The 24,223-nt window shown below is 52.0% G+C and carries 19 protein-coding genes; 14 read left to right on the top strand and 5 right to left on the bottom strand.

All coding sequences use genetic code 11. The features are described 5' to 3' along the window. The first annotated feature begins 82 nt into the window (after positions 1–82). The 4 genes from tyrB (at position 83) to AC236I_RS23520 (ending at position 3,194) form a co-directional block, all read left to right on the top strand. Complete coding sequence (gene tyrB, locus AC236I_RS23535) at positions 83–1,276, top strand: aromatic amino acid transaminase (RefSeq protein WP_032718544.1); 1,194 nt, start codon at positions 83–85, stop codon at positions 1,274–1,276. Positions 1,277–1,558: 282 nt separating this feature from the next. Beyond that, complete coding sequence (aphA, locus tag AC236I_RS23530; RefSeq protein WP_004856476.1) at positions 1,559–2,272, top strand: acid phosphatase AphA; 714 nt, start codon at positions 1,559–1,561, stop codon at positions 2,270–2,272. Between the two features lie 145 nt (positions 2,273–2,417). Next, positions 2,418–2,834: a secondary thiamine-phosphate synthase enzyme YjbQ gene (locus AC236I_RS23525; RefSeq protein ID WP_004856477.1), complete on the top strand. Its 417-nt coding sequence runs from the start codon at positions 2,418–2,420 to the stop codon at positions 2,832–2,834. 3 nt (positions 2,835–2,837) lie between these two features. Then, a complete protein-coding gene (locus tag AC236I_RS23520; protein WP_004856479.1) occupies positions 2,838–3,194 on the top strand; it encodes an MmcQ/YjbR family DNA-binding protein in 357 nt (118 codons plus the stop codon). On the opposite strand, the gene uvrA is transcribed toward AC236I_RS23520, so the two are convergent. Next, positions 3,195–6,020, bottom strand: coding sequence for an excinuclease ABC subunit UvrA (uvrA, locus tag AC236I_RS23515; protein WP_004856481.1), 2,826 nt, complete (start codon positions 6,018–6,020; stop codon positions 3,195–3,197). A 246-nt stretch (positions 6,021–6,266) separates the two neighbouring features. On the opposite strand from uvrA, the gene ssb1 reads away from it, so the two are divergent. Continuing rightward, positions 6,267–6,794 (top strand): single-stranded DNA-binding protein SSB1, encoded by a 528-nt coding sequence (ssb1, locus tag AC236I_RS23510; RefSeq protein ID WP_004856483.1) that lies wholly within the window; start codon positions 6,267–6,269, stop codon positions 6,792–6,794. 97 nt (positions 6,795–6,891) lie between these two features. On the opposite strand, the gene AC236I_RS23505 is transcribed toward ssb1, so the two are convergent. Further along, positions 6,892–8,442 carry an MltF family protein gene (locus tag AC236I_RS23505; protein ID WP_015585363.1) on the bottom strand — a complete coding sequence of 517 codons (1,551 nt, stop codon included), beginning with the start codon at positions 8,440–8,442 and terminating at the stop codon, positions 6,892–6,894. A 677-nt stretch (positions 8,443–9,119) separates the two neighbouring features. On the opposite strand from AC236I_RS23505, the gene AC236I_RS23500 reads away from it, so the two are divergent. Further along, positions 9,120–11,381: a TonB-dependent siderophore receptor gene (locus tag AC236I_RS23500; RefSeq protein ID WP_015585362.1), complete on the top strand. Its 2,262-nt coding sequence runs from the start codon at positions 9,120–9,122 to the stop codon at positions 11,379–11,381. A gap of 65 nt (positions 11,382–11,446) precedes the next feature. Here AC236I_RS23500 and AC236I_RS23495 read toward each other — a convergent pair whose 3' ends face one another. Next, positions 11,447–11,800 (bottom strand): helix-turn-helix transcriptional regulator, encoded by a 354-nt coding sequence (locus AC236I_RS23495; protein WP_004856490.1) that lies wholly within the window; start codon positions 11,798–11,800, stop codon positions 11,447–11,449. A 597-nt stretch (positions 11,801–12,397) separates the two neighbouring features. On the opposite strand from AC236I_RS23495, the gene bamA reads away from it, so the two are divergent. Then, complete coding sequence (gene bamA / locus AC236I_RS23490; RefSeq protein WP_065905670.1) at positions 12,398–14,821, top strand: outer membrane protein assembly factor BamA; 2,424 nt, start codon at positions 12,398–12,400, stop codon at positions 14,819–14,821. Between the two features lie 292 nt (positions 14,822–15,113). Further along, positions 15,114–15,464 (top strand): anti-adapter protein IraM, encoded by a 351-nt coding sequence (iraM, locus tag AC236I_RS23485; RefSeq protein ID WP_004856494.1) that lies wholly within the window; start codon positions 15,114–15,116, stop codon positions 15,462–15,464. A gap of 11 nt (positions 15,465–15,475) precedes the next feature. Here iraM and AC236I_RS23480 read toward each other — a convergent pair whose 3' ends face one another. After that, positions 15,476–15,958 (bottom strand): hypothetical protein, encoded by a 483-nt coding sequence (locus tag AC236I_RS23480; RefSeq protein ID WP_224050099.1) that lies wholly within the window; start codon positions 15,956–15,958, stop codon positions 15,476–15,478. Between the two features lie 6 nt (positions 15,959–15,964). After that, positions 15,965–16,819: a winged helix-turn-helix domain-containing protein gene (locus AC236I_RS23475; RefSeq protein ID WP_015585358.1), complete on the bottom strand. Its 855-nt coding sequence runs from the start codon at positions 16,817–16,819 to the stop codon at positions 15,965–15,967. Positions 16,820–17,260: 441 nt separating this feature from the next. Between AC236I_RS23475 and AC236I_RS23470 the strand changes: the two genes are divergently transcribed. The 6 genes from AC236I_RS23470 to AC236I_RS23445 all read left to right on the top strand — a co-directional run bounded on the left by AC236I_RS23470 (position 17,261) and on the right by AC236I_RS23445 (position 24,180). Continuing rightward, a complete protein-coding gene (locus AC236I_RS23470) occupies positions 17,261–17,836 on the top strand; it encodes a LuxR C-terminal-related transcriptional regulator (RefSeq protein ID WP_004856502.1) in 576 nt (191 codons plus the stop codon). 175 nt (positions 17,837–18,011) lie between these two features. Further along, on the top strand, positions 18,012–18,596 hold the full coding sequence (gene ecpA / locus AC236I_RS23465) for a common pilus major fimbrillin subunit EcpA (RefSeq protein WP_004856503.1): 585 nt from the start codon (positions 18,012–18,014) through the stop codon (positions 18,594–18,596). Positions 18,597–18,655: 59 nt separating this feature from the next. Then, the gene (locus AC236I_RS23460) at positions 18,656–19,324 is read left to right on the top strand and encodes an EcpB family pilus assembly chaperone (protein ID WP_004856504.1); all 669 of its coding nucleotides are present in this window, start codon (positions 18,656–18,658) and stop codon (positions 19,322–19,324) included. A gap of 24 nt (positions 19,325–19,348) precedes the next feature. Next, a complete protein-coding gene (locus AC236I_RS23455) occupies positions 19,349–21,880 on the top strand; it encodes a fimbrial biogenesis outer membrane usher protein (RefSeq protein ID WP_004856505.1) in 2,532 nt (843 codons plus the stop codon). Continuing rightward, positions 21,870–23,513 carry a fimbrial adhesin EcpD gene (gene ecpD, locus AC236I_RS23450; RefSeq protein ID WP_097358195.1) on the top strand — a complete coding sequence of 548 codons (1,644 nt, stop codon included), beginning with the start codon at positions 21,870–21,872 and terminating at the stop codon, positions 23,511–23,513. The genes AC236I_RS23455 and ecpD overlap by 11 nt, the downstream gene beginning before the upstream one ends. Further along, positions 23,482–24,180 carry a fimbrial biogenesis chaperone gene (locus AC236I_RS23445; protein ID WP_004856509.1) on the top strand — a complete coding sequence of 233 codons (699 nt, stop codon included), beginning with the start codon at positions 23,482–23,484 and terminating at the stop codon, positions 24,178–24,180. The genes ecpD and AC236I_RS23445 overlap by 32 nt, the downstream gene beginning before the upstream one ends. Positions 24,181–24,223: the final 43 nt, after the last annotated feature.

The raw sequence follows: 24,223 nt of genomic DNA, 5'->3' as shown, positions 1-24,223 counted from the left end.
TCCGCCAACATCCTCTCGATCTTCTTCTGCTTCCGGTTTATTGTGTTATGACCTGCCTCTCGTAAACCCGGAGAAACATCACGTGTTTCAAAAAGTTGACGCCTACGCTGGCGATCCCATTCTCTCCTTGATGGAGCGTTTCAAAGAAGATCCGCGTAGTGACAAAGTAAACCTTAGCATCGGCCTCTATTACAACGAAGACGGGATTATCCCGCAGCTACAGGCGGTTGCTGAAGCGGAAGCGCGTCTTAACGCTCAGCCGCACGGCGCCTCGTTGTATCTACCGATGGAAGGGCTGAACGCTTATCGCAACGCGATTGCCCCGCTGTTGTTCGGTGCAGAACACCCGGTGCTGGTGCAAAAGCGCGTCGCCTCTATTCAGACGCTGGGCGGTTCCGGCGCATTGAAAGTGGGTGCCGATTTTCTAAAACGCTACTTCCCGGGTTCTCGCGTTTGGGTCAGCGACCCGACCTGGGAGAACCATATCGCCATATTCGAAGGGGCTGGCTTCGAAGTAAGCACTTACCCTTGGTTTGATAACGAGACCAACGGCGTGCGTTTTGATGCGCTGCTGGCGAAACTGCAGACCCTGCCTGAGCGCGATATTGTGCTGCTACATCCGTGCTGCCATAACCCGACGGGCGCCGATCTGAATCATGCCCAGTGGGATCAAATCGCCGAGGTGCTGAAAGCGCGCAACCTGATTCCTTTCCTCGATATCGCCTATCAGGGCTTTGGGGCGGGAATGGATGATGATGCTTACGCGATTCGCGCGATCGCCCACGCCGGCATACCGATGTTGGTCAGCAACTCCTTCTCGAAAATTTTCTCGCTGTACGGTGAGCGCGTGGGCGGCCTGTCGATCGTTTGCGAAGACACAGAAACCGCAAACCGCGTGCTGGGGCAACTGAAGGCGACCGTCCGTCGCAATTACTCCAGCCCGCCGAACTTTGGCGCTCAGGTTGTCGCGACCGTATTGAATGATGCGGAGCTGAAAGCCTGCTGGCTGGCGGAAGTCGAAGAGATGCGTACGCGTATTCTGGCGATGCGTCAGGAGCTGGTGAATGTCCTGAAAGAAGCGCTACCGGGCGTCAATTTTGACTACCTGCTCAAACAACGTGGGATGTTCAGCTACACCGGCCTGAGTGCGGCACAGGTTGATCGTCTGCGTGAAGAGTTTGGCGTGTATCTGATTTCCAGCGGCCGGATGTGCGTGGCGGGTCTCAATTCACGTAACGTCCAGCGCGTCGCGCAGGCATTTTCTGCCGTTATCTAATTTTCCGCGAATATCATGTCCTTTCCCGTCTGCGGGAAAGGACTACTCCCTTCCGAAGTGTGATCATTCTCTTTTTCTATGACATCTGAGCAGAAAATTCTTTTCATCGGCGAAGGCCGGGGTTAAGGTCAGGGTCCAGTAATAAGCAGCCACATTATTGAAAATTATAACGATTCGACGACTCATACGCACCGTCATCCGCGCTGTATCGCGACGGCTGCCTCAGGCGCCTTGCGGCCAGCAAAGCGGCAGTTGGCAGGGTGACGCTTAAAAGGGATAACTATGCGCAAGATAACTTTGGCCTTTAGCGCCTTCTGTTTACTTTTCACGTTAAATCACTCGGCAATCGCCCTGGAGTCTTCTCCGTCACAATTAAATCCAGGTACCAACGTCGCCAGACTGGCTGAGCAGGCGCCTGTTCACTGGGTTTCCGTCGCACAGATTGAAAACAGCCTGTTGGGTCGTCAGCCGTTTGCCGTGGGTTTTGATATCGATGACACCGTTCTGTTTTCCAGCCCAGGTTTCTGGCGCGGCCAAAAAACTTTCTCTCCCGGCAGCGATGCTTACCTGAAAAACCCGGAATTCTGGGAAAAAATGAATAACGGCTGGGATGAATTCAGCATGCCAAAAGAGGTGGCGCGCCATCTGATTGCGATGCATGTGAAGCGCGGCGATAGCATTTATTTCGTTACCGGGCGCAGTCAGACCAAAACTGAAACGGTCTCGAAAACGCTGCAGGATGATTTCCTGATCCCGGCGGCAAACATGAACCCGGTTATTTTTGCCGGCGACAAGCCGGGGCAGAATACGAAAGTCCAATGGCTGAAAGAGAAGAATATTAAGGTCTTCTACGGGGATTCCGATAACGACATCTCTGCCGCGCGTGATGCCGGGGCTCGCGGCATTCGCGTACTGCGCGCGTCAAACTCGTCATATAAACCTCTGCCGATGGCCGGAGCGCAGGGTGAAGAAGTGATCGTCAATTCAGAATACTAATTTCACCTTCTGCGCAAATGTGTCAGAAGCGAAAGCGGCAGCCTCCGGGCTGCCGCTTTTTTGTACGAAAAAGCGCGTGGGGAGGTTTTACCTTTTCGCTTATTGCTGCACACTTAGAGAGATTCATTCGCAACAGGGGTCGTTTATGTGGCATCAACAAACTTTGACGTTAGGCGCAAAATCTCGCGGTTTTCATCTGGTAACTGACGAGATCCTCGGCCAGCTCCACGCGCTGTCGCGCGTCAAAGTCGGTATGTTGCATCTGCTGCTCCAGCACACTTCCGCTTCCCTGACGCTTAACGAAAACTGCGATCCGACCGTCCGCTACGACATGGAGCAGTATTTTCTCAACGCGGTGCCGGATAATGCGCCGTACGAACATGATTATGAAGGTCCTGATGATATGCCGTCGCATATCAAGTCGTCGATGCTTGGCGTCTCCCTGTTGCTGCCGGTGCAGGACGGGCGCGTCAGTCTGGGGACCTGGCAAGGGATCTGGTTAGGGGAACATCGTATTCACGGCGGTTCGCGGCATATCGTTGCGACGCTCACGGGGGAATAACAGATGACAATTTCGGAGTTATTGCTGTACTGCATGGCAAAACCGGGCGCAGAGCAAAGCGTGCACAGCGACTGGAAGGCCACGCAGATTAAAGTGTCGGACGTGCTCTTTGCATTAGTGAAAGAAGTGGAAGATAAGCGGCCAGCCGTGTCGCTGAAAGCCAGTCCGGAGCTTGCCGAACTGCTGCGGGAACAGCATGTGGATATCCGCCCCAGCAGACATCTGAATAAAGCCCACTGGAGTACGGTCTTTCTTGATGGGTCTTTGCCGGATTCGCAGATTTACTACCTGGTGGATGCCTCCTACCAGCAGGCGGTACGGCTGCTGTCGGAACCAACCCGACAGCAGCTTTCACGGTGATTAGCTCAGCAAGGGTTTGAGGAAGCGCGCGGTGTGCGAGGCTTCGCACTCTGCAACGGTCTCTGGCGTACCGGAGACGAGGATTTCACCGCCGCCGCTGCCGCCTTCCGGCCCAAGATCAACGATCCAGTCCGCCGTTTTGATGACATCCAGGTTGTGCTCAATGACCACGATGGTGTTGCCCTGATCGCGCAGCTGGTGCAGAACGTCCAGCAGCTGCTGGATATCGGCAAAGTGCAGCCCCGTCGTCGGCTCATCGAGAATATACAGCGTCTGGCCGGTGCCGCGTTTTGACAGCTCGCGCGCCAGCTTCACGCGCTGGGCCTCGCCGCCGGACAGCGTCGTAGCGGACTGGCCGAGACGAATATAGGTCAGGCCGACGTCCATCAGCGTTTGCAGCTTACGCGCCAGCGCTGGAACGGCATCAAAGAACTCACGCGCTTCTTCAATGGTCATATCCAGCACTTCATGAATGGTCTTGCCTTTGTACTTAATCTCCAGCGTTTCGCGGTTATAGCGCTTGCCTTTGCACTGGTCACACGGCACATAAATATCCGGCAGGAAGTGCATTTCGACTTTAATCACGCCATCACCCTGACAGGCTTCACAGCGCCCGCCGCGGACGTTAAAACTGAAGCGCCCAGGCGTATAGCCGCGTGAGCGCGATTCCGGCACGCCGGCAAACAGTTCACGTACCGGTGTGAAGACGCCGGTATAGGTTGCCGGGTTTGAGCGCGGCGTACGGCCGATCGGGCTCTGGTCGATATCGATGACCTTATCGAAGTGTTCCAGCCCCTGCACATCGCGATATGGCGCAGGTTCGACGATGGTGGCGCCGTTGAGCTGACGCTGGGCAATCGGGAACAGCGTATCGTTAATCAGCGTTGATTTACCTGAACCGGAGACCCCGGTGATACAGGTAAAGAGGCCGACCGGCAGCGTCAGCGTCACATCCTTCAGGTTGTTACCGCGCGCACCGGTGAGCCTGAGCACTTTTTCCGCGTCGGCAGGCACGCGCTGCTTCGGTACTTCAATCTTGCGTTTGCCGCTCATGTACTGCCCGGTCAGGGATTCTGGCACCGCCATGATCGCGTCCAGCGTTCCTTCAGCCACGACCTGGCCGCCGTGTACCCCGGCCCCTGGGCCGATGTCGATGACGTGGTCGGCGGCGCGGATGGCGTCTTCATCATGCTCGACGACAATCACCGTATTGCCCAGATTACGCAGATGAACCAGCGTGCCGAGCAGACGTTCGTTATCGCGCTGATGCAGGCCGATGGACGGCTCATCCAGCACATACATCACGCCGACCAGGCCGGCGCCAATCTGGCTTGCCAGGCGAATACGCTGGGCTTCACCGCCGGAGAGCGTTTCTGCCGAACGGGAGAGCGTCAGGTAGTTCAGGCCGACGTTGACGAGGAATTTCAGGCGATCGCCAATCTCTTTCAGCACTTTCTCCGCAATTTGCGCCCGCTGGCCGGACAGCTTCAGATTGGTGAAGAAATCCATCGCGTGGCCAATGCTCATGTCAGAGATGGTGGGCAGCGGCGTATTTTCGACAAAGACGTGGCGAGCTTCGCGGCGCAGACGGGTACCGTCACAGCTGGCGCATGGGCGATTGCTGATAAATTTCGCCAGCTCTTCGCGCACCGCGCTGGATTCCGTCTCTTTGTAGCGGCGTTCCATATTATGCAGCACGCCTTCGAACGGGTGACGGCGTACTGAAGTATCGCCACGGTCGTTCATGTATTTGAATTCAATATTCTCTTTGCCTGAACCGTACAAAATGACCTTCTGTACGTCGGCGTTCAGGGTGCCCCACGGCGCCTCGATATCGAACTGATAATGCTCTGCCAGCGACTTCAGCATCTGGAAGTAGTAGAAGTTACGGCGATCCCAGCCGCGAATGGCGCCGCCCGCCAGCGACAGCTCCGCATTCTGGATAACCCTGTCGGGATCGAAGTACTGCTGAACGCCCAGACCATCACAGGTCGGGCAGGCGCCTGCCGGGTTGTTGAACGAAAACAGACGAGGTTCCAGTTCACGCATGCTGTAGCCGCAAATCGGGCAGGCAAAATTGGCGGAGAACAGCAGCTCTTCCGCTTTTTCATCGTCCATATTGGCGACAACGGCGGTACCGCCGGAAAGATCCAGAGCGGTTTCAAAGGATTCGGCCAGACGCTGGGACAGATCGTCACGCACTTTGAAGCGATCGATCACCACCTCAATGGTGTGTTTCTTTTGCAGTTCCAGCTTCGGCGGATCGGAAAGATCGCAGACCTCGCCGTCGATCCTCGCGCGGATATAGCCCTGGCTGGCCAGGTTCTCCAGCGTTTTGGTGTGCTCGCCTTTACGTTCTTTAATGATTGGCGCCAGCAGCATCAGGCGCTGGCCTTCCGGTTGCGAGAGCACGTTGTCGACCATCTGGCTGACGGTCTGTGCGGCCAGAGGAACATCATGGTCCGGGCAGCGCGGCTCGCCGACGCGCGCGTACAGCAGGCGCAGATAGTCGTGAATTTCGGTAATGGTCCCCACCGTAGAGCGAGGGTTATGGGACGTTGATTTCTGTTCAATGGAAATCGCCGGCGACAGCCCTTCGATATGATCGACGTCCGGCTTCTCCATTAGCGACAGGAACTGGCGCGCATAGGCAGAGAGTGATTCAACGTAGCGACGTTGCCCTTCGGCATACAGTGTGTCGAAAGCCAATGAGGATTTGCCTGACCCTGACAGCCCGGTGACGACAATCAGTTTGTCGCGTGGGATGACGAGGTTGATGTTTTTGAGATTATGGGTGCGGGCGCCCCGAACTTCGATCTTATCCATTCACCTTTCCCGGTAGATACGCGGATTGCCTGGTTTGTTAGAAGGACAAACGGCAGAAACGGCTAATTATGACACAATTTAACCTGTTTGAATATACAGTATCGGAATGCATTTTCCTGCGGGGTGTGCAAAAATGTCTTACCGCGAGAGTTATCTGGAACATACTTCCCAGCTATCAACATAGCGCCTGGAAATGGTACACTCGCGCGTTTACACTATTAAGAAACGCATTCAGGAGACACAAACATGGCCAGCAGAGGCGTAAACAAGGTGATTCTCGTCGGTAATCTGGGCCAGGACCCGGAAGTACGCTACATGCCGAGTGGTGGCGCAGTTGCCAACATTACGCTGGCTACTTCCGAATCCTGGCGTGATAAAGCGACCGGTGAGATGAAAGAGCAGACTGAATGGCACCGCGTTGTGCTGTTCGGCAAACTGGCGGAAGTGGCCGGCGAGTATCTGCGTAAAGGTTCTCAGGTCTATATTGAAGGCCAACTGCGTACCCGTAAATGGACTGACCAATCTGGTCAGGAAAAATACACCACCGAGATCGTGGTTAACGTTGGCGGCACGATGCAAATGCTCGGCGGTCGTCAGCAGGGCGCAGGCGCTCCGGCAGGCGGCGGTCAGCAGCAGGGCGGTTGGGGTCAGCCTCAGCAGCCGCAGGGCGGCAACCAGTTTAGCGGCGGCGCACAGTCTCGTCCGCAGCAGCAGGCACCGGCAGCACCTTCTAACGAACCCCCGATGGATTTCGATGACGATATCCCGTTCTAAGACCATCCTTAGACACTGCCGTTAAAGCATAAGAAAAAGCCCCGTTTTGGGGCTTTTTTATGTCTGCTCTCTCCGCGTATCCAGCGATGCGACCGCCTCACGGCGTGGCGGGAGCGCTCTGTTCCGCGGCGGGCGCTGCCGCGCCGCTGGAGTGGGCCGTGGCTTTTTGCTTCCGCGCCATCTCATCGACGATCAGCCGATAGGCAATGTAGTACTTATAGATATTGCTGACATAAGTGACGGTCTCGGAACCGATCTTCTCCGCGGCCAGATATTCCACATTGCCAAACCAGATATCAGGGTTAAAACCGCGCTTGCTGGTTTCTGTCCGCAGGCGGGCGATACGGGCTGGCCCGGCGTTATAGGATGCGAATGAAAAGAGCGCTTTGTCGAGTCGGGTCATCGGCTCGTCGCCATAGTAATGGTCGATCATCCAGCGCATATATTTCACCCCGGCATGGATATTCGGATCCAGCTTGCTGATATCTCCGACCTTCAGCTCTTTGCCGGTCCGCGGCATCACCTGCATAACGCCGATGGCGCCCACGTGGCTACGAACCGACTGATTGAGACGCGATTCCTGATAACCCTGGGCCGCCATTAACAGCCAGTCAACGTCATATCGATCGCCGTATTTACGGAAGATATCCACCATCGCCAGAAATTTCTGCCGTTCCTTCTGCGCGGCGGCATTTTTGACATATTTCGCGTTCTTCAGATAGCGCAACAGGATGGTATTTCCCAGCTTGCTGCCCTGACCGTTAGCCTTCACAAAGTGGTTTAGCGAGGCGAGAAGCTGCGGGCTGTTTTTACGTACCGCCCAGCCGATGCTGGCATCTTTACGCAGGACAATGTCCTGATGCACCTCAATTTTGGGAAAAACTTGTTTCCAGAACAGAGCCTTATGACGATCGACGACCGTCAACGGAATAAGGCCAGCGCTGAGCATTTCTATCAGGTCCTCATCTTCGAGCGATTCCGGAGCGGCTGCGATAATAACCGGCGGACGAGATTCTTTCGCAAAGTGGGCATTCAGGGCGACCAGGCTTTGGTAATAGCTTGATGACTGACGAACAAATACCTCTTTGCCAGAAAGTTGTTCCAGGTTGGCGACTTCCGGTGAACCTGGCCCGGAGAGCAGGAGCTCCTGAACATTGGAATAGAGCGGTATCGTGAAGTCAGCCTGCTGCTGCCGCTCCTCGGTAACCGTAAGATTTGCGGCGACGATATCTCCTTTGCCGGCAACGAGTGCGCTGAAAAGCTGGTCGCGGGCCACCGGGACGAAAATGATCCGTACCTTGAGATGGCGATGTTTGAGCTTTTTCTCCTTCATCAACTGTTGATTAAGGCTGCGTTCGTACTCAATAAAGATGTCATGCGTTGCCCCGCGCTGGGTGCCTTTGTCGATAAAGAAAAAGGTTTTGCTGTAAGTGGTTAACACTCTGATGACGCGTCTGTCGAGCATACCGGGGAGATCGCCTTGCCAGGGCTTCTGCATCTCTTGCGTATTGAGTTCCAGCGCCTCTCGTTTTTCCTGAGGCGGTGGTTTCTTTTCCCCAACTGCCGCATAAACGGAACCGGCAAACAGCAGGGCAATAAGGCAGGCAAAGCTGGCGATAGCGGGTCGTTGAAATGAGAGGATGTTCATGGAGAGAGGCTCCGCAGGTGCATCCCTTTATTTTAGTCAACTCTGGGGGGGTTAGCCTGTTCGTTTTCCCGACCGCGCGGGGAGACATCGCCGGTTGTGTCAGAGGCGAGCGCGACTTTTGTGCTGCAAAAAGAGAGACTCTTTGCCTCGATTCTGGCAGGCATATTGCTGGGCGGGCTATGCTCTCTGTTGTGGGGTATTCATTTTATTTTTATAAAGGGATCAGCAGCCATAAATGATTATGGAGATAATATGATTGAATAATGTTTTTTTTATGTTGTTGTAAGTGTTGTTATTAATTATTTGAGTGTCTTGAGAATATTGTTTGTAATTTATCCTGTTGTTTTATTTGTTATATTTTAATCTGTTTCCGCTGTTTTACATTATCAACTTGATAATGAATCTCATTTCTAATAACGTGATAACGCACAATAATCATCTCTAAGGCTGATCGAAAGACGCTATCTAAGAATAGTGCAGGCGCGTATTTTTCATTTTTGACAGGGTGAGATTTTATATTTTGGCCACAGGCTAGTTATATCCCGTTCATTCTCCGGGAGGGTCTTGCTATGCCAAAACCAGGCATGAAGTTGTTCGCATGAAAATGATTGCCGCTGTTTATCTCAGGATGAAGGAGGCGCGCCCCGACAGCAAAAAAAGAAAACAGGGCATACTCCATGAAACGAAACTCACACTACTCGCTGGCCGTGCTAATTCATCTGGCTATCTGGGGCGCGGCGCTACCCGCGCAGGCCGCCGACAGCAGCATACCGGAAGAGGCAAAGGACGCCGACAGCGCTGCGGCCAAAAACGAAGAGACGATGGTCGTGACCGCTGCCAGACAGACCTTACAGGCGCCGGGCGTTTCAACGCTCACGGCTGACGAAATACGCAAACACCCGCCGGCACGCGATATCTCCGAACTGATTCGTACTCAGCCGGGGGTGAACCTCACCGGCAACTCGACCAGCGGCCAGCGCGGGAATAACCGGCAGATCGATATCCGCGGTATGGGACCAGAGAATACGCTGATCCTGATCGATGGTAAGCCGGTGACCAGTCGCAATTCGGTACGCTATGGCTGGCGCGGCGATCGCGATACGCGTGGCGACACCGGTTGGGTTCCCGCGGAGATGATCGACCACATTGATGTGATTCGCGGCCCAGCGGCGGCGCGCTATGGCAACGGCGCAATGGGTGGCGTCGTGAATATCATCACTAAGCCTGTGAATAACGAATGGCATGGCTCCTGGAATACCTACATGAATGCGCCTCAGCACCGAAAAGAGGGGGCGACGAAGAGGACGAACTTCAGCCTTGAGGGGCCGATGTCGGACAGCGTGAGTTTTAATTTATGGGGCAATCTGAGTAAAACCCAGGCTGATGCCCAGGATATTAACGCCGGCCACGAGGCGGAGCGGACCGGCAGCTATGCCGGATCTTATCCTGCCGGGCGTGAAGGGGTGGTGAACAAAGATATCCACGGTAAGCTGCGCTGGGAATTTGCCCCCATGCAGGCGCTGGAGTTTGAAACCGGCTATAGCCGCCAGGGCAACCTTTACGCGGGCGATACGCAGAACACCAATACCAGTACGCTAGTGAAAAGCATGTACGGTAAAGAGACCAACCGAATTTACCGTCAGACCTACGGCCTTACCTGGACCGGAGGCTGGGACAACGGCGTTACCAGCAACAGCTATGCGCAGTATGAACATACCCGTAACTCCCGTATGAATGAAGGTCTGGCGGGCGGGACCGAGGGCATCTTCTCCAGCAGCGAATTCTCGGATATCGATCTGGCGGACGTTCTGCTGCACAGCGAGGTCAATATTCCGTTTACCCTGGGCGTTGAGCAGAACCTGACGCTGGGCACCGAGTGGAATCAGCAGCGTATGAAAGATGGCGTGTCGACCACCCAGGCGCTCTCTTACGGCGCCATCGACGGTATTTCGACCTCCGGCCGCACTCCTTACAGCAGCGCCGAAATTTTCTCGCTGTTTACGGAAGATAATATCGCGCTAACCGAGAGTACGATGCTGACGCCGGCTCTGCGTTTTGACCATCACAGCCTCGTCGGTAATAACTGGAGCCCGTCGCTTAATCTGTCGCAGGGACTGAGCGACGACTGGACCCTGAAGCTCGGCATTGCCCGCGCCTATAAAGCGCCGAACCTCTATCAGCTTAACCCCAACTATATTCTCTATAGTAACGGCCAGGGGTGCTACGCCAGCAGTTCGGCTTGTTATCTGATGGGAAATAGCGATCTGAAGGCGGAAACCAGCGTTAACAAAGAGATTGGTCTGGAATACAAGCACGAAGGCTATCAGGCGGGGATAACCTGGTTCCGTAACGACTACCACAATAAAATTGAGTCCGGGTATTCAGCCGTCGGTACGGCGAGCAATGGAACAACGAATATTTATCAGTGGGAGAACGTACCCAAAGCGCTGGTGGAGGGGCTGGAAGGTTCGCTTAACCTGCCGGTGAGTGAAACGGTCAACTGGAGTAATAACCTGACCTGGATGTTGCAAAGTAAGAACAAGACGACCGGCGATCGCCTGTCGGTGATTCCGCAGTTTACCCTTAACTCTACGCTCGGCTGGCAGGTCCGCGACGATCTCTCGTTGCAAAGCACTTTTACCTGGTACGGGCGGCAGAAACCTAAGCGTTTCAATTACAAAGGTGAGGCGGTATCCGGTAGTGAGCTGAACGAAGTGAGTCCGTACAGCATCGTCGGGCTGAGCGCGACCTGGGATGTGAACAAAAATCTGAGCCTGACCAGCGGCGTGGATAACCTCTTTGATATACGCCACTATCGTGCCGGGAATGCACAAACGACCGGGAACGCGACCACCGGCGCCTATTTATACGGTGCCGGGGCGGAGACCTATAATGAGTCAGGGCGGACCTTCTATGTCAGTGTAAATACACATTTCTGATCCTGTTCTGCCTGGCCGGGAACATTGCGCTGTTCCCGGCCTTTTATTTTTATCGCCAGGAAACATTATCCAGATTGTTCATTGATGCGCTGGCGAAACTGCGTGGGAGTGACCGAATAATACCTCTTAAATGTCCGGTTAAATGCGCTGATGTCTTCATATCCGGCCATAATACAAATATCGACGATACGGAAAGCCGGCTGCACCTGTAATAAATCACGGCATAGCGACATGCGCTGTTGCCTGATATATTCCATCGGCGACATATTAAAATGATGGCGGAACAAACGAAAGAGGTGCCACTCGGAATACCCGGAAAACGCGCTGAGTGCATTGACCGTGAGTTTTTTCTCGAGGTTGTTTTTTATCCAGCGCACCAGTTCGTTGAGAACGGACTGCTGGATCTCATTTCTACGCATGATTCATGCTCATTCCAGGACCGGGCCCCTCCATCACGTGGCGGGAGGGCTGCAGGCGGCCAGGTAAATGCCTCACCCTCCATGGTAAGGCGCCACTACTTTACTTTTTTGATATAACGCTTGATGTGCTTTGATGTTCCCATAAGCCTCTCATACTCTATTCTGCTATTTTGAGGAAAATATGAAGAATGCATACAAATTGACACCCGCAACCCTTGCGGGTACTACGGAGCGTTACTGCATAATTTATTCAATATCTCTTCATTTTAAGTTCGGTATTTCAGGGTAAATTTCCGGTGTTCCTGGTTTATCCCAGAGAGCATCATTCCTGACAAGATCATTCCCCCTTTCACCCCATTAGAAAGGGGGCTTTTTGTTTTATACCTTACAGTCATTGTGCGCTCTCATTCGGTTATCAGGTTGCTGCTCAGACTAATTTATTCGAACGAAGTTCCGTTAAGTTTTATTTTTTTTCCAGCCAATAACATCCATTTTTTCTCCATTGTTTCGCCATAATGAAGTGTAATTCTGCGCGTTGCTTACGCAAATCCCAGCAGAATTCTGCTATCGCCAAATATCTCTTAGACGAAAACGTCCATGCTAAAGAAAATAAATATCATTGCCGGGTTATTAATGTCTCCCTTAACACTTTATGCATCAACAACGTACACAATTGATGATATTCGTTTTGAAGGGTTGCAGCGCGTGACGGTAGGGGCCGCGCTATTAAGCATGCCCATCCATGCCGGAGAACCGGTATCTAATGATGATATTAGCGAGTCGCTACGCGCTTTATATGCCAGCGGTAATTTTGAAAATGTCCAGATCCTGCGCGATGGCACGACGCTGGTGGTACAACTTAAAGAGCGTCCGACGATCGCCAAATTAAGTTTTTCGGGGAATAAAGCGGTGAAGGATGATGCCCTGAAGGACAATCTGGCAGCCAGCGGCGTCGAAGAAGGAAGTGCATTAGATCGTAATGCTCTCAGTGAAATAGAAAAAGGATTACAGGATTTCTATTATAGCGTCGGGAAATACAGCGCGCAGGTTCATGCTGTGGTCACGCCGCTGCCGCGAAACCGCGTCGATTTAAAGTTTGTTTTTCAGGAAGGTATCGCCGCGACGATTGCCCAGATTAATATTATCGGCAATAAAGCCTTCCGCGAGGAAACGCTACTGGACCAGCTGCAGCTGCGTGATCATGTTCCGTGGTGGAACGTGATTGGCGACAAGAAATATCAGAAACAAAAAATGGAAGCAGACCTGGAAACCCTGCGTAGTTATTATCTCGATCGTGGCTATGCGCGCTTTGCTATTAACTCCAGTCAGGTCAGCATCACACCGGATAAAAAGTCGCTGTATCTTACGGTCAATCTCTCTGAAGGCGAGCGCTATAAAGTCACCAGTACGCGGGTGAGCGGTGAGATGGCCGGGCACACGCAAGAGACAGAAGCGCTGGCGCAGCCTCTGTCGGGCAAATGGTACAGTGGAGCCGACATTACCGCCGTTGAAAACAGCATCAAAAAACGCTTTGGTAAATATGGCTATGCCTGGCCCCAGGTGAATACCCGTACGGAAATTGATGAGGCTAACAAAAGTGTTACTCTACATATCAATGTTGATGCCGGACGTCGTTATTCCGTGCGCCAGATCCGTTTTGCCGGCAATGATACTTCGCGTGACGCCGTCTTGCGTCGTGAAATGCGGCAAATGGAGGGGGCGTGGCTCAACGACGAAAAAGTACAGCAAGGGAAAGAGCGGCTGGATCGTACGGGCTTTTTTGAAACGGTGGATAAAGAAATCACCCCGGTTGCCGGGAGCCAGGATCAGGTCGACGTGATCTATAAAGTGAAAGAACGTAACACCGGTTCGTTTAACGTGGGCCTGGGATTTGGGACAGACAGCGGCATCAGCTATCAGCTTGGCGTCACTCAGGATAACTGGTTAGGCACCGGCAACAGCGTGAGTTTTAACGGCACGCGTAACAGCTACCAGTCCTATGTTGAACTGGGCGCCACCGATCCCTATTTTACCGTTGATGGCGTCAGCCTGGGCGGGAAAATTTTCTACAACAGCTACGATGCCGCCGATGCAGATGCCGGGAGCTATAACCAGCAAAGTTACGGGCTGGGGAGTAATCTTGGCTTCCCGATTAGCGAGAATAACTCGCTGAATGTGGGTATTGATTACGTCCATAACTACCTGACGAACATGGATCCGGAGCTGACGACGTGGAATTACCTTAATTCGCGAGGTATTTATCCGAACGTGGTCACCAAAGATGGTGACAGCGGGGCGAAGTATAGCGCCAACGACATTTTTGCCAGTCTGGGCTGGAGCTACAACAATCTCGATCGCGGTTTTTTCCCTCGTTCCGGCAATAAAAGCAGTCTGAGCGGTAAAGTGACCGTGCCGGGATCAGACAACAGCTACTACAAACTCACCCTCGATACCACGCAATATCTCCCTCTTAATGAAGGGAAAAGCTGGGTCTGGATGGAGCATCTGAAAGCAGGTTATGCCGGCGGTCTGAACGGGAATTCGGTTCCGTTTTACGATAACTTCTATGCCGGAGGGTCGTCGTCAGTGCGGGGGTTCTCTTCCAATACGATTGGTCCAAAAGCAGCCTACTATCGCTGTAACGGGACTGAAAGCAGCTACAGTCACTGCCCGGTTGAAAGCTCTTCGGATGCGGTGGGCGGAAATGCCATGGCGGTTGTGAATAGCGAATTTATTATTCCGACGCCGTTTATTAATGATAAATATGCCGACAGTTTACGTACCTCGCTGTTCGTCGATGCGGGGACGGTATGGAGTACGTCATGGCAAAATACCGCTCAGACGCAGGCTGCCGGGATCCCTGACTACGGCGACCCGCTGCATATTCGTATGTCGGCAGGGATTGCCGTGCAATGGATGTCGCCGCTGGGGCCGCTGGTCTTTTCCTGGGCCGAACCATTTAAAAAATATGATGGCGATAAAGCGGAGCAGTTTCAGTTTAATATCGGGAAAACCTGGTAAATATCCACAAATAACGCGATGGGTTGATGACAACCCGTCGCGTCCTTTTTAACTGTAGCCGGCACATCGCTCATCCGCGTATTGTAAATTTATACCCGGCGCAATGTAGAATTATGTATTTATATTCTTAATGCCTACGTATTTTATATTAGTTCTCCGCTGACTATTTATCTGTTCATTGACAGCTCATCGTGATTTTACATCATAATGTTGCCGGGAGGGCTTGCGGATAATTATAATCTTTGCTATGACTATCTACGTGGCTATTTCCCGGAAAGCACAAGGACGCGACATGAAATGGACAATTCAGAATACAATTATCTGCCCACATTCTGGTGTGGCATTTTCAAGCATCTCGAGATTGCGCTTTTTAAAATTTATCATATGGTATGAAGCCGATATTCTGTTGCTTCCCGGGGAATCCATGAAACTGTATTCCTCGAAAGTATTAGTTAATGGAAAATATCATTATATTAAGGTCTATAATATTTCAACCTACAGCCATGCACAATGGGAAGCCTTAAGGGAAAGGCCATCCTGCCCCTATGATTTCGGGGCTACCACGATAGAGGGTTGCTGTTATCAGCCGCATTGTGCGATTAAACGTTGCCCTGGCAGTTTCAAGCACCACGCGTTGTGCTAACGAAACCCATGCTAACTATTTGTATTTTCACAAATAAAATAAGGGGTGTTTGTTGACATAAAGACCCATGAGTCATGTTTTATCTTTAATATTTTGATAATGAACCGATCTTCTTTTCTGATCTCCGTAAAGAACGGCGGTAGAATCTCATCGAATTTTTCAGGAAGCGCAGTGGCATTCGAGCGAATATTCGTGTCGCTACTTCTGAAAATATAAATGTTATTTTTATTTTTTACATAGGTTATATATTTTCTGATGCTGATATTATCCATTGAATTTCCTGAGCTACCGGTGAATGTAATTAATCCATCACCATCGCTGGCAAAGAAAGTGACAGAGAAAGCAAATTCTTTACCATCATTAACTATTGAAAAAGCGGACGTGCAGTTAATGCTTTCACCGTCATCAGATGAGCTGATGTAATAAAAAGCAAGGCTTATTGTGATAATAATGACTGTATATGCAAGAGCTTTATTTATCTTTCGTGTTTTCATGTTGTGTTATTTTAAGTAATAAAATGAGGTACAGAATGATTTTTTATTAGATTTTATTGGATATCGACAGGAGATCAGTGATGTCCTGCTCGATGGGTAATGATTCGTTATATAAATAGTCCGTCCATTTGAGCAGCTGATATTATGCTCTTTGAGAAAATTGATATAGTACTCATCAAATCTTAGGTCATCGTTTCTGAAAATCTTGCAGCTATTGATTGTCGTGATCAGTGTATACGACGCGAAAGGTGAATCGGTTGTTGCTGACTGATTAATGAAGATATGCAACAGAATAATCAACAAACTTGTAATACCGGCGACAAGACATCCTGTCTTTCTTTTTCTCACGGCCCCGATGATTGTCCTCGACAGGACGTCACCTTTGTCTTGCGCCGTCGGTGGGTCGGCGTGAAGTTGCTGGCTCCCTTCATCATGAGCGCCATGTCCTTCCGTCACCGCTCTGTTTATCTGATTTATTTCTGCAGCGGCGATATCATTAGCCTTCTCCGCAGGGGTCCCGGGAGCCTCAATCCGGATATTCGCTTCATCCGCAATCATGAAACCCCGTTTAGGGATTGTTTGAATAAGTGTGCCATTCACATTGAAGCGATTTAAAGATTTACGCAGCAAAGAGATGTTTTGATATAGAGTATTTGGCGTAACACTCATACCTCTTTCTCCCCACGCATTTTGCAGCAGCTCTGCCTGGGTGACAATTCGTCCCTGATTTCTTATTAACAAATCAAAGCAAAGGCTTGCGGGTATTGCCAGGGCCATGCGTTCATTACTTTTTATGGAATGGAGAGTATGCGCTTCTGAGTTAAATCGCAGCGTGTTCTCGATAACGTAAATAGTAGCCATATATGATTTCTTATTGTGAGAATAGTTACCACTGTGTCATTTATCTGGGGTTTGATGCCGCGATACTAGCACCAAAGAGTAAACCTGACATTCACTCATAACTAAGAATAATCTTAATCCCCGGGTGAGAGTTTTTCTGAATTGCTTTTTATTTGTTAAATTTACTAACTATTCTGATATTTATCAATGGCTTGAGTTTTAACAAATGCTCAACAGATGTGATTTTTTTGCCCTTCATAACTTTATGAGTAATAAATTTTGCTTATTAAGCTTACTATTTGTGTATGAAATGTGGCGGTGCTACCGTAACAAAAATAATAGTGATGTTTTGTCACCTTTCATAAAAGAAAAGTAAAAAAGCAGGGGCCAACGTCATCATGGATGTTGGCGTCTGCCGACGGATGGGGTCAACAGGCTCAATGGAATGGAGGTTCTGTTATCATGGCTGTATTGATCGTAACAGATAATTATTTCTATATGCAGGGTCTGGTCAGCATGGCTGACGATGAGTGCAACATCACCTGGGTCGATAACATTGACAATGAGTATGCGCACCAGCAGTGCCAGGCACTGAGCGCCGATGATTACGTCATTATCCATTTTGCACAGATAGATAAAATGCTTTGCTCGTATCAGTATTATTTGATGAACAGTCCGGCGAAAGTGATTGTGGCTCCAGATGCCAAATTTGTCACTGATGTTTCTGACATCAACAATATCTGCTTTCTGTCTGCTGATGCGAGCGTTAAAACGGTTGAAAGCATCCTTAAGCTGAAGAAGTTTAAAGTCAGAAAAAGAAACCTCACGGTTCGTGAAGAGAAGATTATGTCATTGCTGATTATTGGTAACTTAATTAATGACATTTCTAAAACACTTGGTCTGAGTATCAAGACAGTGAGTTTACATAAAAGTAATACCAGCAATAAGGTCGGCTTGTTGAATAACAACAACATTACCATGCTTGCCTTAATGCGTTTTATCTTGCCGGCATCAGGGACCGACATGATTCTTATTTAATGTTGTATTACTGCAGTGTTATTGCGTTTTATTTTCACGGAAATCTATTAAGTTTTATCGATTGTATTCAATTTTTGCATTTAAGAACATCCTGTTCTTAAGGGTAATGGCTCCATAAATAACTATGGAACAGCACGGGCGATATAAAGCCTTTTATTTTTCTCAGGTGATGAATATGAAATTGAAAATGTTAGCAGCAGCTCTTGTGACGACTTTCTGTGTGGGCGCTGTTCAGGCAGCAGACGTTACGGCTCAGGCCGTCGCAACCTGGTCGGCAACGGCAAAAAAAGACACCACCAGCAAACTGGTTGTGACACCTCTGGGTAGCCTGGCTTTCCAGTATGCAGAAGGAATTAAAGGCTTTAACACCCAGAAAGGTCTGTTCGATGTTGCGATTGAAGGGGATGCGACTGCGACAGCATTTAAACTGACCTCCCGTCTGATTACCAACACCCTGACTCAGCTGGATACCTCCGGTTCGACGCTGAATGTCGGTGTGGATTATAACGGCGTTGCCGTCGAAAAAGCGGCTGATACCGTCATGATCGATACGGCGAATGGCGTTCTGGGCGGCAACCTTAGCGCGCTGTCTAACGGTTACAACCAGGCTGGCCGCGCTACCGCACAGGATGGTTTCAACTTCTCAATCATCAGCGGCACCGCCGATGGTACGAATGCAGTCAACGATTACAGCACGCTGCCGGAAGGGATCTGGAGCGGTGACGTCAGCGTCCAGTTCGACGCGACCTGGACCAGCTGATTTCTCTGTAGCACGAGCAGGGGGGATTCCCCCTGCTTTCTTCCACGGACCGAATTCATATGAAAAACCGCATTCTGGCTATCAGCCTGTATTTTTGCGCCATCATGCCGGCCCTGGCACTGGATGTTGGCGATATTTCTTCATTTATGAACAGCGACGCCAGCGTGCTCAGTAAAGAGATTAAAAATACCACCGAGAGTGGACGTTTAATCAATATCCATGTTGAACGTCTTTCCTCACCGCTTGAAGGCGGCAGCGTGATTCCGATGGACACTCAGGATGAAGTGCTGCTGACACCCGCCAGCCTGCTACTGCCCGCGAAGAGTCGTGATGTCATTCGCTTTTTCTACAAAGGCCCGGCGGATAGTAAAGAGCGCTACTACCGCATCGTCTGGTTCGATCAGGCGTTGAGCGATGCGCAGCGCGATAGTGCCAGGCGCAGTGCGGTTGCTACCGCATCGGCCCGTATCGGCACCATCCTGGTCGTTGCCCCACGCAAGGCGGATTACCGCTATCAGTATGCCAACGGAACGCTGGTGAATACCGGCAATGCCACGCTACGTATCCTGGCTTACGGCCCCTGCCTGAAGCCCGCAGATGGCAAAGAATGCAAAGAAAACTATTACCTCATGCCCGGCAAAGAGCGCCGTTTCACCCGCGTGAATGTTGCCGATAAAAAAGGGCGGGTCGCACTCTGGCAAGGCGAGCAGTTTGTTCCCGTAAAATAACAATTGTGCTGACGGAATCAGGTTATGCCTTTACGACGGATTTCACCTGAGCTGAAAACGCTCATTGCCTGTGGTATGGCCATTTTTACTCTTCCGCTTAGTGTGAATGCTGCTCCGCAGCAGGTGCAGCAAATTGGCGGCGTGGTGATTCCCCAGGCATTCAGCCAGGCGCTACAGGATGGAATGAGTATTCCACTGTTTCTTCACCTGGAAGGCAGTGCGGGGACGCAGGACGACCAGCGGCTTGGCAGTGCGTTTATCTGGCTGGATGCCGGCACGCTTCGCGTCCGTCATATTCAGCTGGAAGAGCGCGGTGACAACGCCAGCGTGAGCGAACAAACCCGAAAAACGCTGACTGAACTGGCGAATGAACCCTTCAACAGCGATTTACACATCGCGCTCACCCGCGATGCGCAGCTGCAGCTCAGCCTGCGGCAACTGCTGCTGCAACTGGTCGTGAAACGAGAAGCGCTGGGAACCGTCCTGCGCTCGCGCAGTGAAGATATCGGCCAGTCCAGCGTTAACAGCATCAGCAGCAGTCTGAACTATAACCTCGGCGTCTATAACAACCAGATGCGTAACGCGGGCAACAGTACGTCCAGCTATCTGTCGTTAAACAGCGTCAGCTCCCTGCGCGAGCACCATATTGTGTTGGACGGGTCGCTCTACGGCACCGGAACCAGCAATCAGGATAGCGAAATTTATAAGGCCATGTATGAGCGTGATTTCGCCGGGCATCGCTTTGCCGGCGGGATGCTGGATACGTGGAATTTACAGTCGCTTGGACCGATGACCGCCATTTCTGCCGGGAAAATCTACGGCGCATCCTGGGGAAACCAGGCCAGCTCAACGGTGTTTGATAATTCACAATCGGTCACGCCGATCGTGGCTTTCTTGCCTGCCGCGGGTGAAGTGCATTTGTCGCGCGACGGGCGTCTGCTGAGCGTACAGAACTTCGTGATGGGTAACCACGAAGTGGACACCCGGGGCCTGCCATACGGCATTTATGATGTGGACGTTGAGGTGATCGTCAATGGCCGGGTGGTCAGCAAGCGTACTCAGCGGGTGAATAAACTCTTCAGTCGCGGGCGCGGAGCGGGCGCACCGCTGGCCTGGCAGGTGTGGGGCGGCAGCTTCCATATGGATCGCTGGTCAGAGAGCGGCAAGAAGAGCAAACCGGCAAAAGAGAGCTGGCTGGCAGGGGCGTCGACATCCGGCTCCGTGGGCACGCTCAGCTGGGCGGCAACCGGCTACGGTTATGATAGCAATGCCGTCGCTGAGACGCGTCTGACCGTACCACTGACGGAGTCTGTCAACGTTAACCTGCAAAATATGCTGGCCAGCGATAGCTCCTGGAGCAGCATTGGCAGCATCAGCGCCGCGTTGCCCGGCGGTTTTAGCACCGTCTGGGTTAACCAGGAAAAAACCATTATTGGCGACAGGTTGCGGCGCAGCGATGCCGACAACCGGGCGATTGGCGGAACCCTTAACCTGAACCCGCTGTGGTCAAAGCTGGGGACCTTTAGCATTAGCTACAACGATGACCGTCGCTACAACAGCCATTACTACACGGCGGATTATTATCAGACTCTCTTTAGCGGGGCCTTCGGTTCGCTGGGCCTGCGTGCCGGTATTCAGCGCTTCAATAATGGCGGCGGCGGTAGCAGTAGCAGTACCGGGAAATATATCGCGCTCGACTTCTCACTCCCCCTGGGGAACTGGTTCAGCGCCGGTATGACCCACCAGAACGGCTATACGATGGCAAACCTTTCCGCCCGTAAACAGTTTGATGAGGGCGTGGTACGTACCCTTGGAGCCAATATTTCGCGGGCGATCTCCGGTGATACCGGCGATGACAAAACGCTGAGCGGCGGCGGCTATGCCCAGTTCGATACCCGCTATGCCAATGGCACCCTCAATATTAACAGCGGCGCTGACGGCTATGTGAATACCAACCTGACCGCCAGCGGTAGCGTCGGCTGGCAGGGGCGAAATATTGCCGCCAGCGGACGCACCGATGGCAACGCCGGCGTGATTTTTAACACCGATCTCGATGATGACGGCAAGCTGAGCGCCAGGGTCAACGGACGGGTCATCCAGCTGACCGGCAAACGCAATTATCTGCCGCTTTCGCCGTACAGCCGTTACGAAGTCGAGCTGCAAAACAGTAAGAACTCAATCGACAGCTACGACATTGTCAGCAACCGCAAGAGCAGTCTGACGCTCTACCCGGGCAACGTGGCGGTGATCGAGCCGGAAGTGAAACAGATGGTGACCGTTTCCGGGCGCATCCGCGCCGAAGATGGAACGCTGCTGGCCAATGCACACATCAATAACCATATTGGCCGGACCCGTACCGATAACACCGGAGGATTCGTTATGGACGTGGATAAAAAATACCCCACCATCGATTTCACCTACGGCAATAACCAAAGCTGTGAAGTCGGGCTTGAGATAAGTCAGGCGCGCGGGGCGGTGTGGGTCGGCGATGTCGTCTGCACGGGTCTGAAAACTTACGCCAGCGCGCAGCAGGCAGGAGAAGGTCATGAAAGCTAAGTGGTTCCCGTTGGTAAGCCTGTTTATCGTCGCGCTGTGCGCGGTGCGGGCAGAGGCGGCGGTAACGAAAACAACCTGGGCAGACGCGGCAGCGGTGCAGTTTGTTTTTGTGGAAAACAACTCCGATGATAACTTTTTCGCCACGCCGGGCGGCGTGCTGGATCCGCGCATGACCGGCGCCAGTCGTTGGACCGGGCTGAAATATACCGGTAGCGGCACTATCTACCAGCAGAGTCTGGGCTATATCGATAACGGCTATAACACCGGGCTGAATGCCAACTGGAAGTTTGACATGTGGCTGGAAAACTCGCCGGTGTCGAATCCCCTGAGCGGGCTGCGCTGCATCAACTGGTACGCCGGTTGCGATATGGCGACCAGTCTGATTTTGCCTCAGGTCACCGATGCGAACGGCTTTTACGGTGTGACGGTGACCTCCGGTGGACAAAAATGGATGCACGGCATGATGTCGGACGCTTTCTACCAGTATCTGCAGCAGATGCCGGTAGGCGGCAGCATGTCGATGACGATCAACGCCTGCCAGACTTCCGTCTCCTACGATGCAAGCAGCGGAGCGCGCTGCAAAGATCAGGCCTCCGGCGCCTGGTACGTGCGTAAAGTGACCCATACTAAAGCGGCAAACTTAAAGCTAATTAACACCCATTCTCTGACCGAAGTCTTTATCAATAGCGATGGGATCCCGACGCTGGGCGAGGGCAGCTCGAACTGTCGCGCGCAGACGATTGGTACCCGTAGCGGTCTGAGCTGCAAGATGGTCAACTATGCGTTGCAGCATAATGGGCTGAGCAACACTTCGATTCATATTTTCCCGGCGATTAACAACACGTCGCTGACCTCGGCGGTGAATATCTATGATATGCAGTTCAGCCTCGATGGTAACAGCTGGAAACCGGTCAGCAGCAATGCCTACTACTATACGTTTAACGAGATGAAAGCCTCGGATTCGGTCTACATCTTCTTTTCCAGCAACTTCTTTAAGCAGATGGTGGCGCTGGGTATCAGTGATATTAATACCAAGGATCTGTTTAATTTCCGCTTCCAGAACACCACTTCGCCGGAGTCCGGCTGGTATGAGTTTTCTACCTCCAACTCGCTGATTATCAAACCGCGTGATTTCAGCATCAGCATTATTTCCGATGAGTACAGCAGTTCGCCGTCGCGCGAAGGGTATGTCGGGGCGGGGCAGCCGTCACTGGATTTTGGTTATATCGTCACCACCAGCGGAAAAACCGCCGCCGATGAAGTCCTGATCAAAGTGACCGGCCCGTCGCAGTCGATCGCCGGGCGTTCATATTGCCTGTTCAGTTCTGCGGACGGGGTGACAAAGGTGCCTTTCCCCGGGCTGCTGACGTTTACCACCCAGACCGGAACGACCAAAAATTATGATGCCGGCTGTGATGACAGCTGGCGCGATATGACGGATGCGCTGTGGCTGACGACGCCGTGGACAGATGCTTCCGGCGATATTGGCGTGATGAACAAGACGACGGTGAAATTTTCCATCCCGATGAACGACAGTATTTCGTTGAGAACGGTAGATGACGATGGCTGGTTTGGTGAAGTGAGTGCTTCAGGAGAGATTCATGTTCAGGCGACATGGCGCAATATTAATTAACCTGCTCCAGACCGTCGCGTGGTTGCTGCTCCTGGGCCTACCAACGGCGGGCCTGGCGATTTCCGTCGGTAATTTAACCTTTTCGCTGGGCGCAGAGGAGAGCTTTGTCGCCAAACGGGTACTGAATAACAACCCGAGCGCGCGGCTCTATCAGATTTCCGTCGTCGGGATAGACCGGCCGGGAGGTAATGAGGTTCGCTCTCGTCCGGCAGATGGCGAACTGCTCTTTGCCCCGCGTCAGCTCACTTTGCAGGCCGGGCAAGGGGAATATTTTAAATTTTATTATCATGGCCCGCAGGATAATCGTGAACGTTATTACCGGGTTTCGTTTCGCGAAATTCCCACCCGAAACCGCATTGGCCGTACTGCGGCCGGTGGATCGGTAGGTATTGATCCGGTGGTGGTGATGGAAACTATTATGGTGGTACGCCCGCGGCAGGTGCAGTTCAAATGGGCCTTCGATCGGCAGGCGGGAAGCGTCAGCAACAGCGGCAATACTTGGTTTAAACTGCTGATCAAGCCGGGATGCGATGCAACGGAAGAAGAGGGTGAGGCCTGGTACTTACGGCCAGGAGATGTGGTTCGCCAGGCGGCGCTGCGCCAGCCTGGGAATAAATACATTATCTATAATGATAAATTTATTAAAATATCAAAGGATTGCGAGTAGGCTTTGCCGATAAATAAAAAAGCCTCCCGCAGGAAGCTTTTTT

Source organism: Klebsiella sp. Sb-30, from assembly GCF_057652795.1.
Note: the sequence above shows the minus strand (reverse complement) of the source record. Positions and strands in the feature narration are given on the sequence as shown.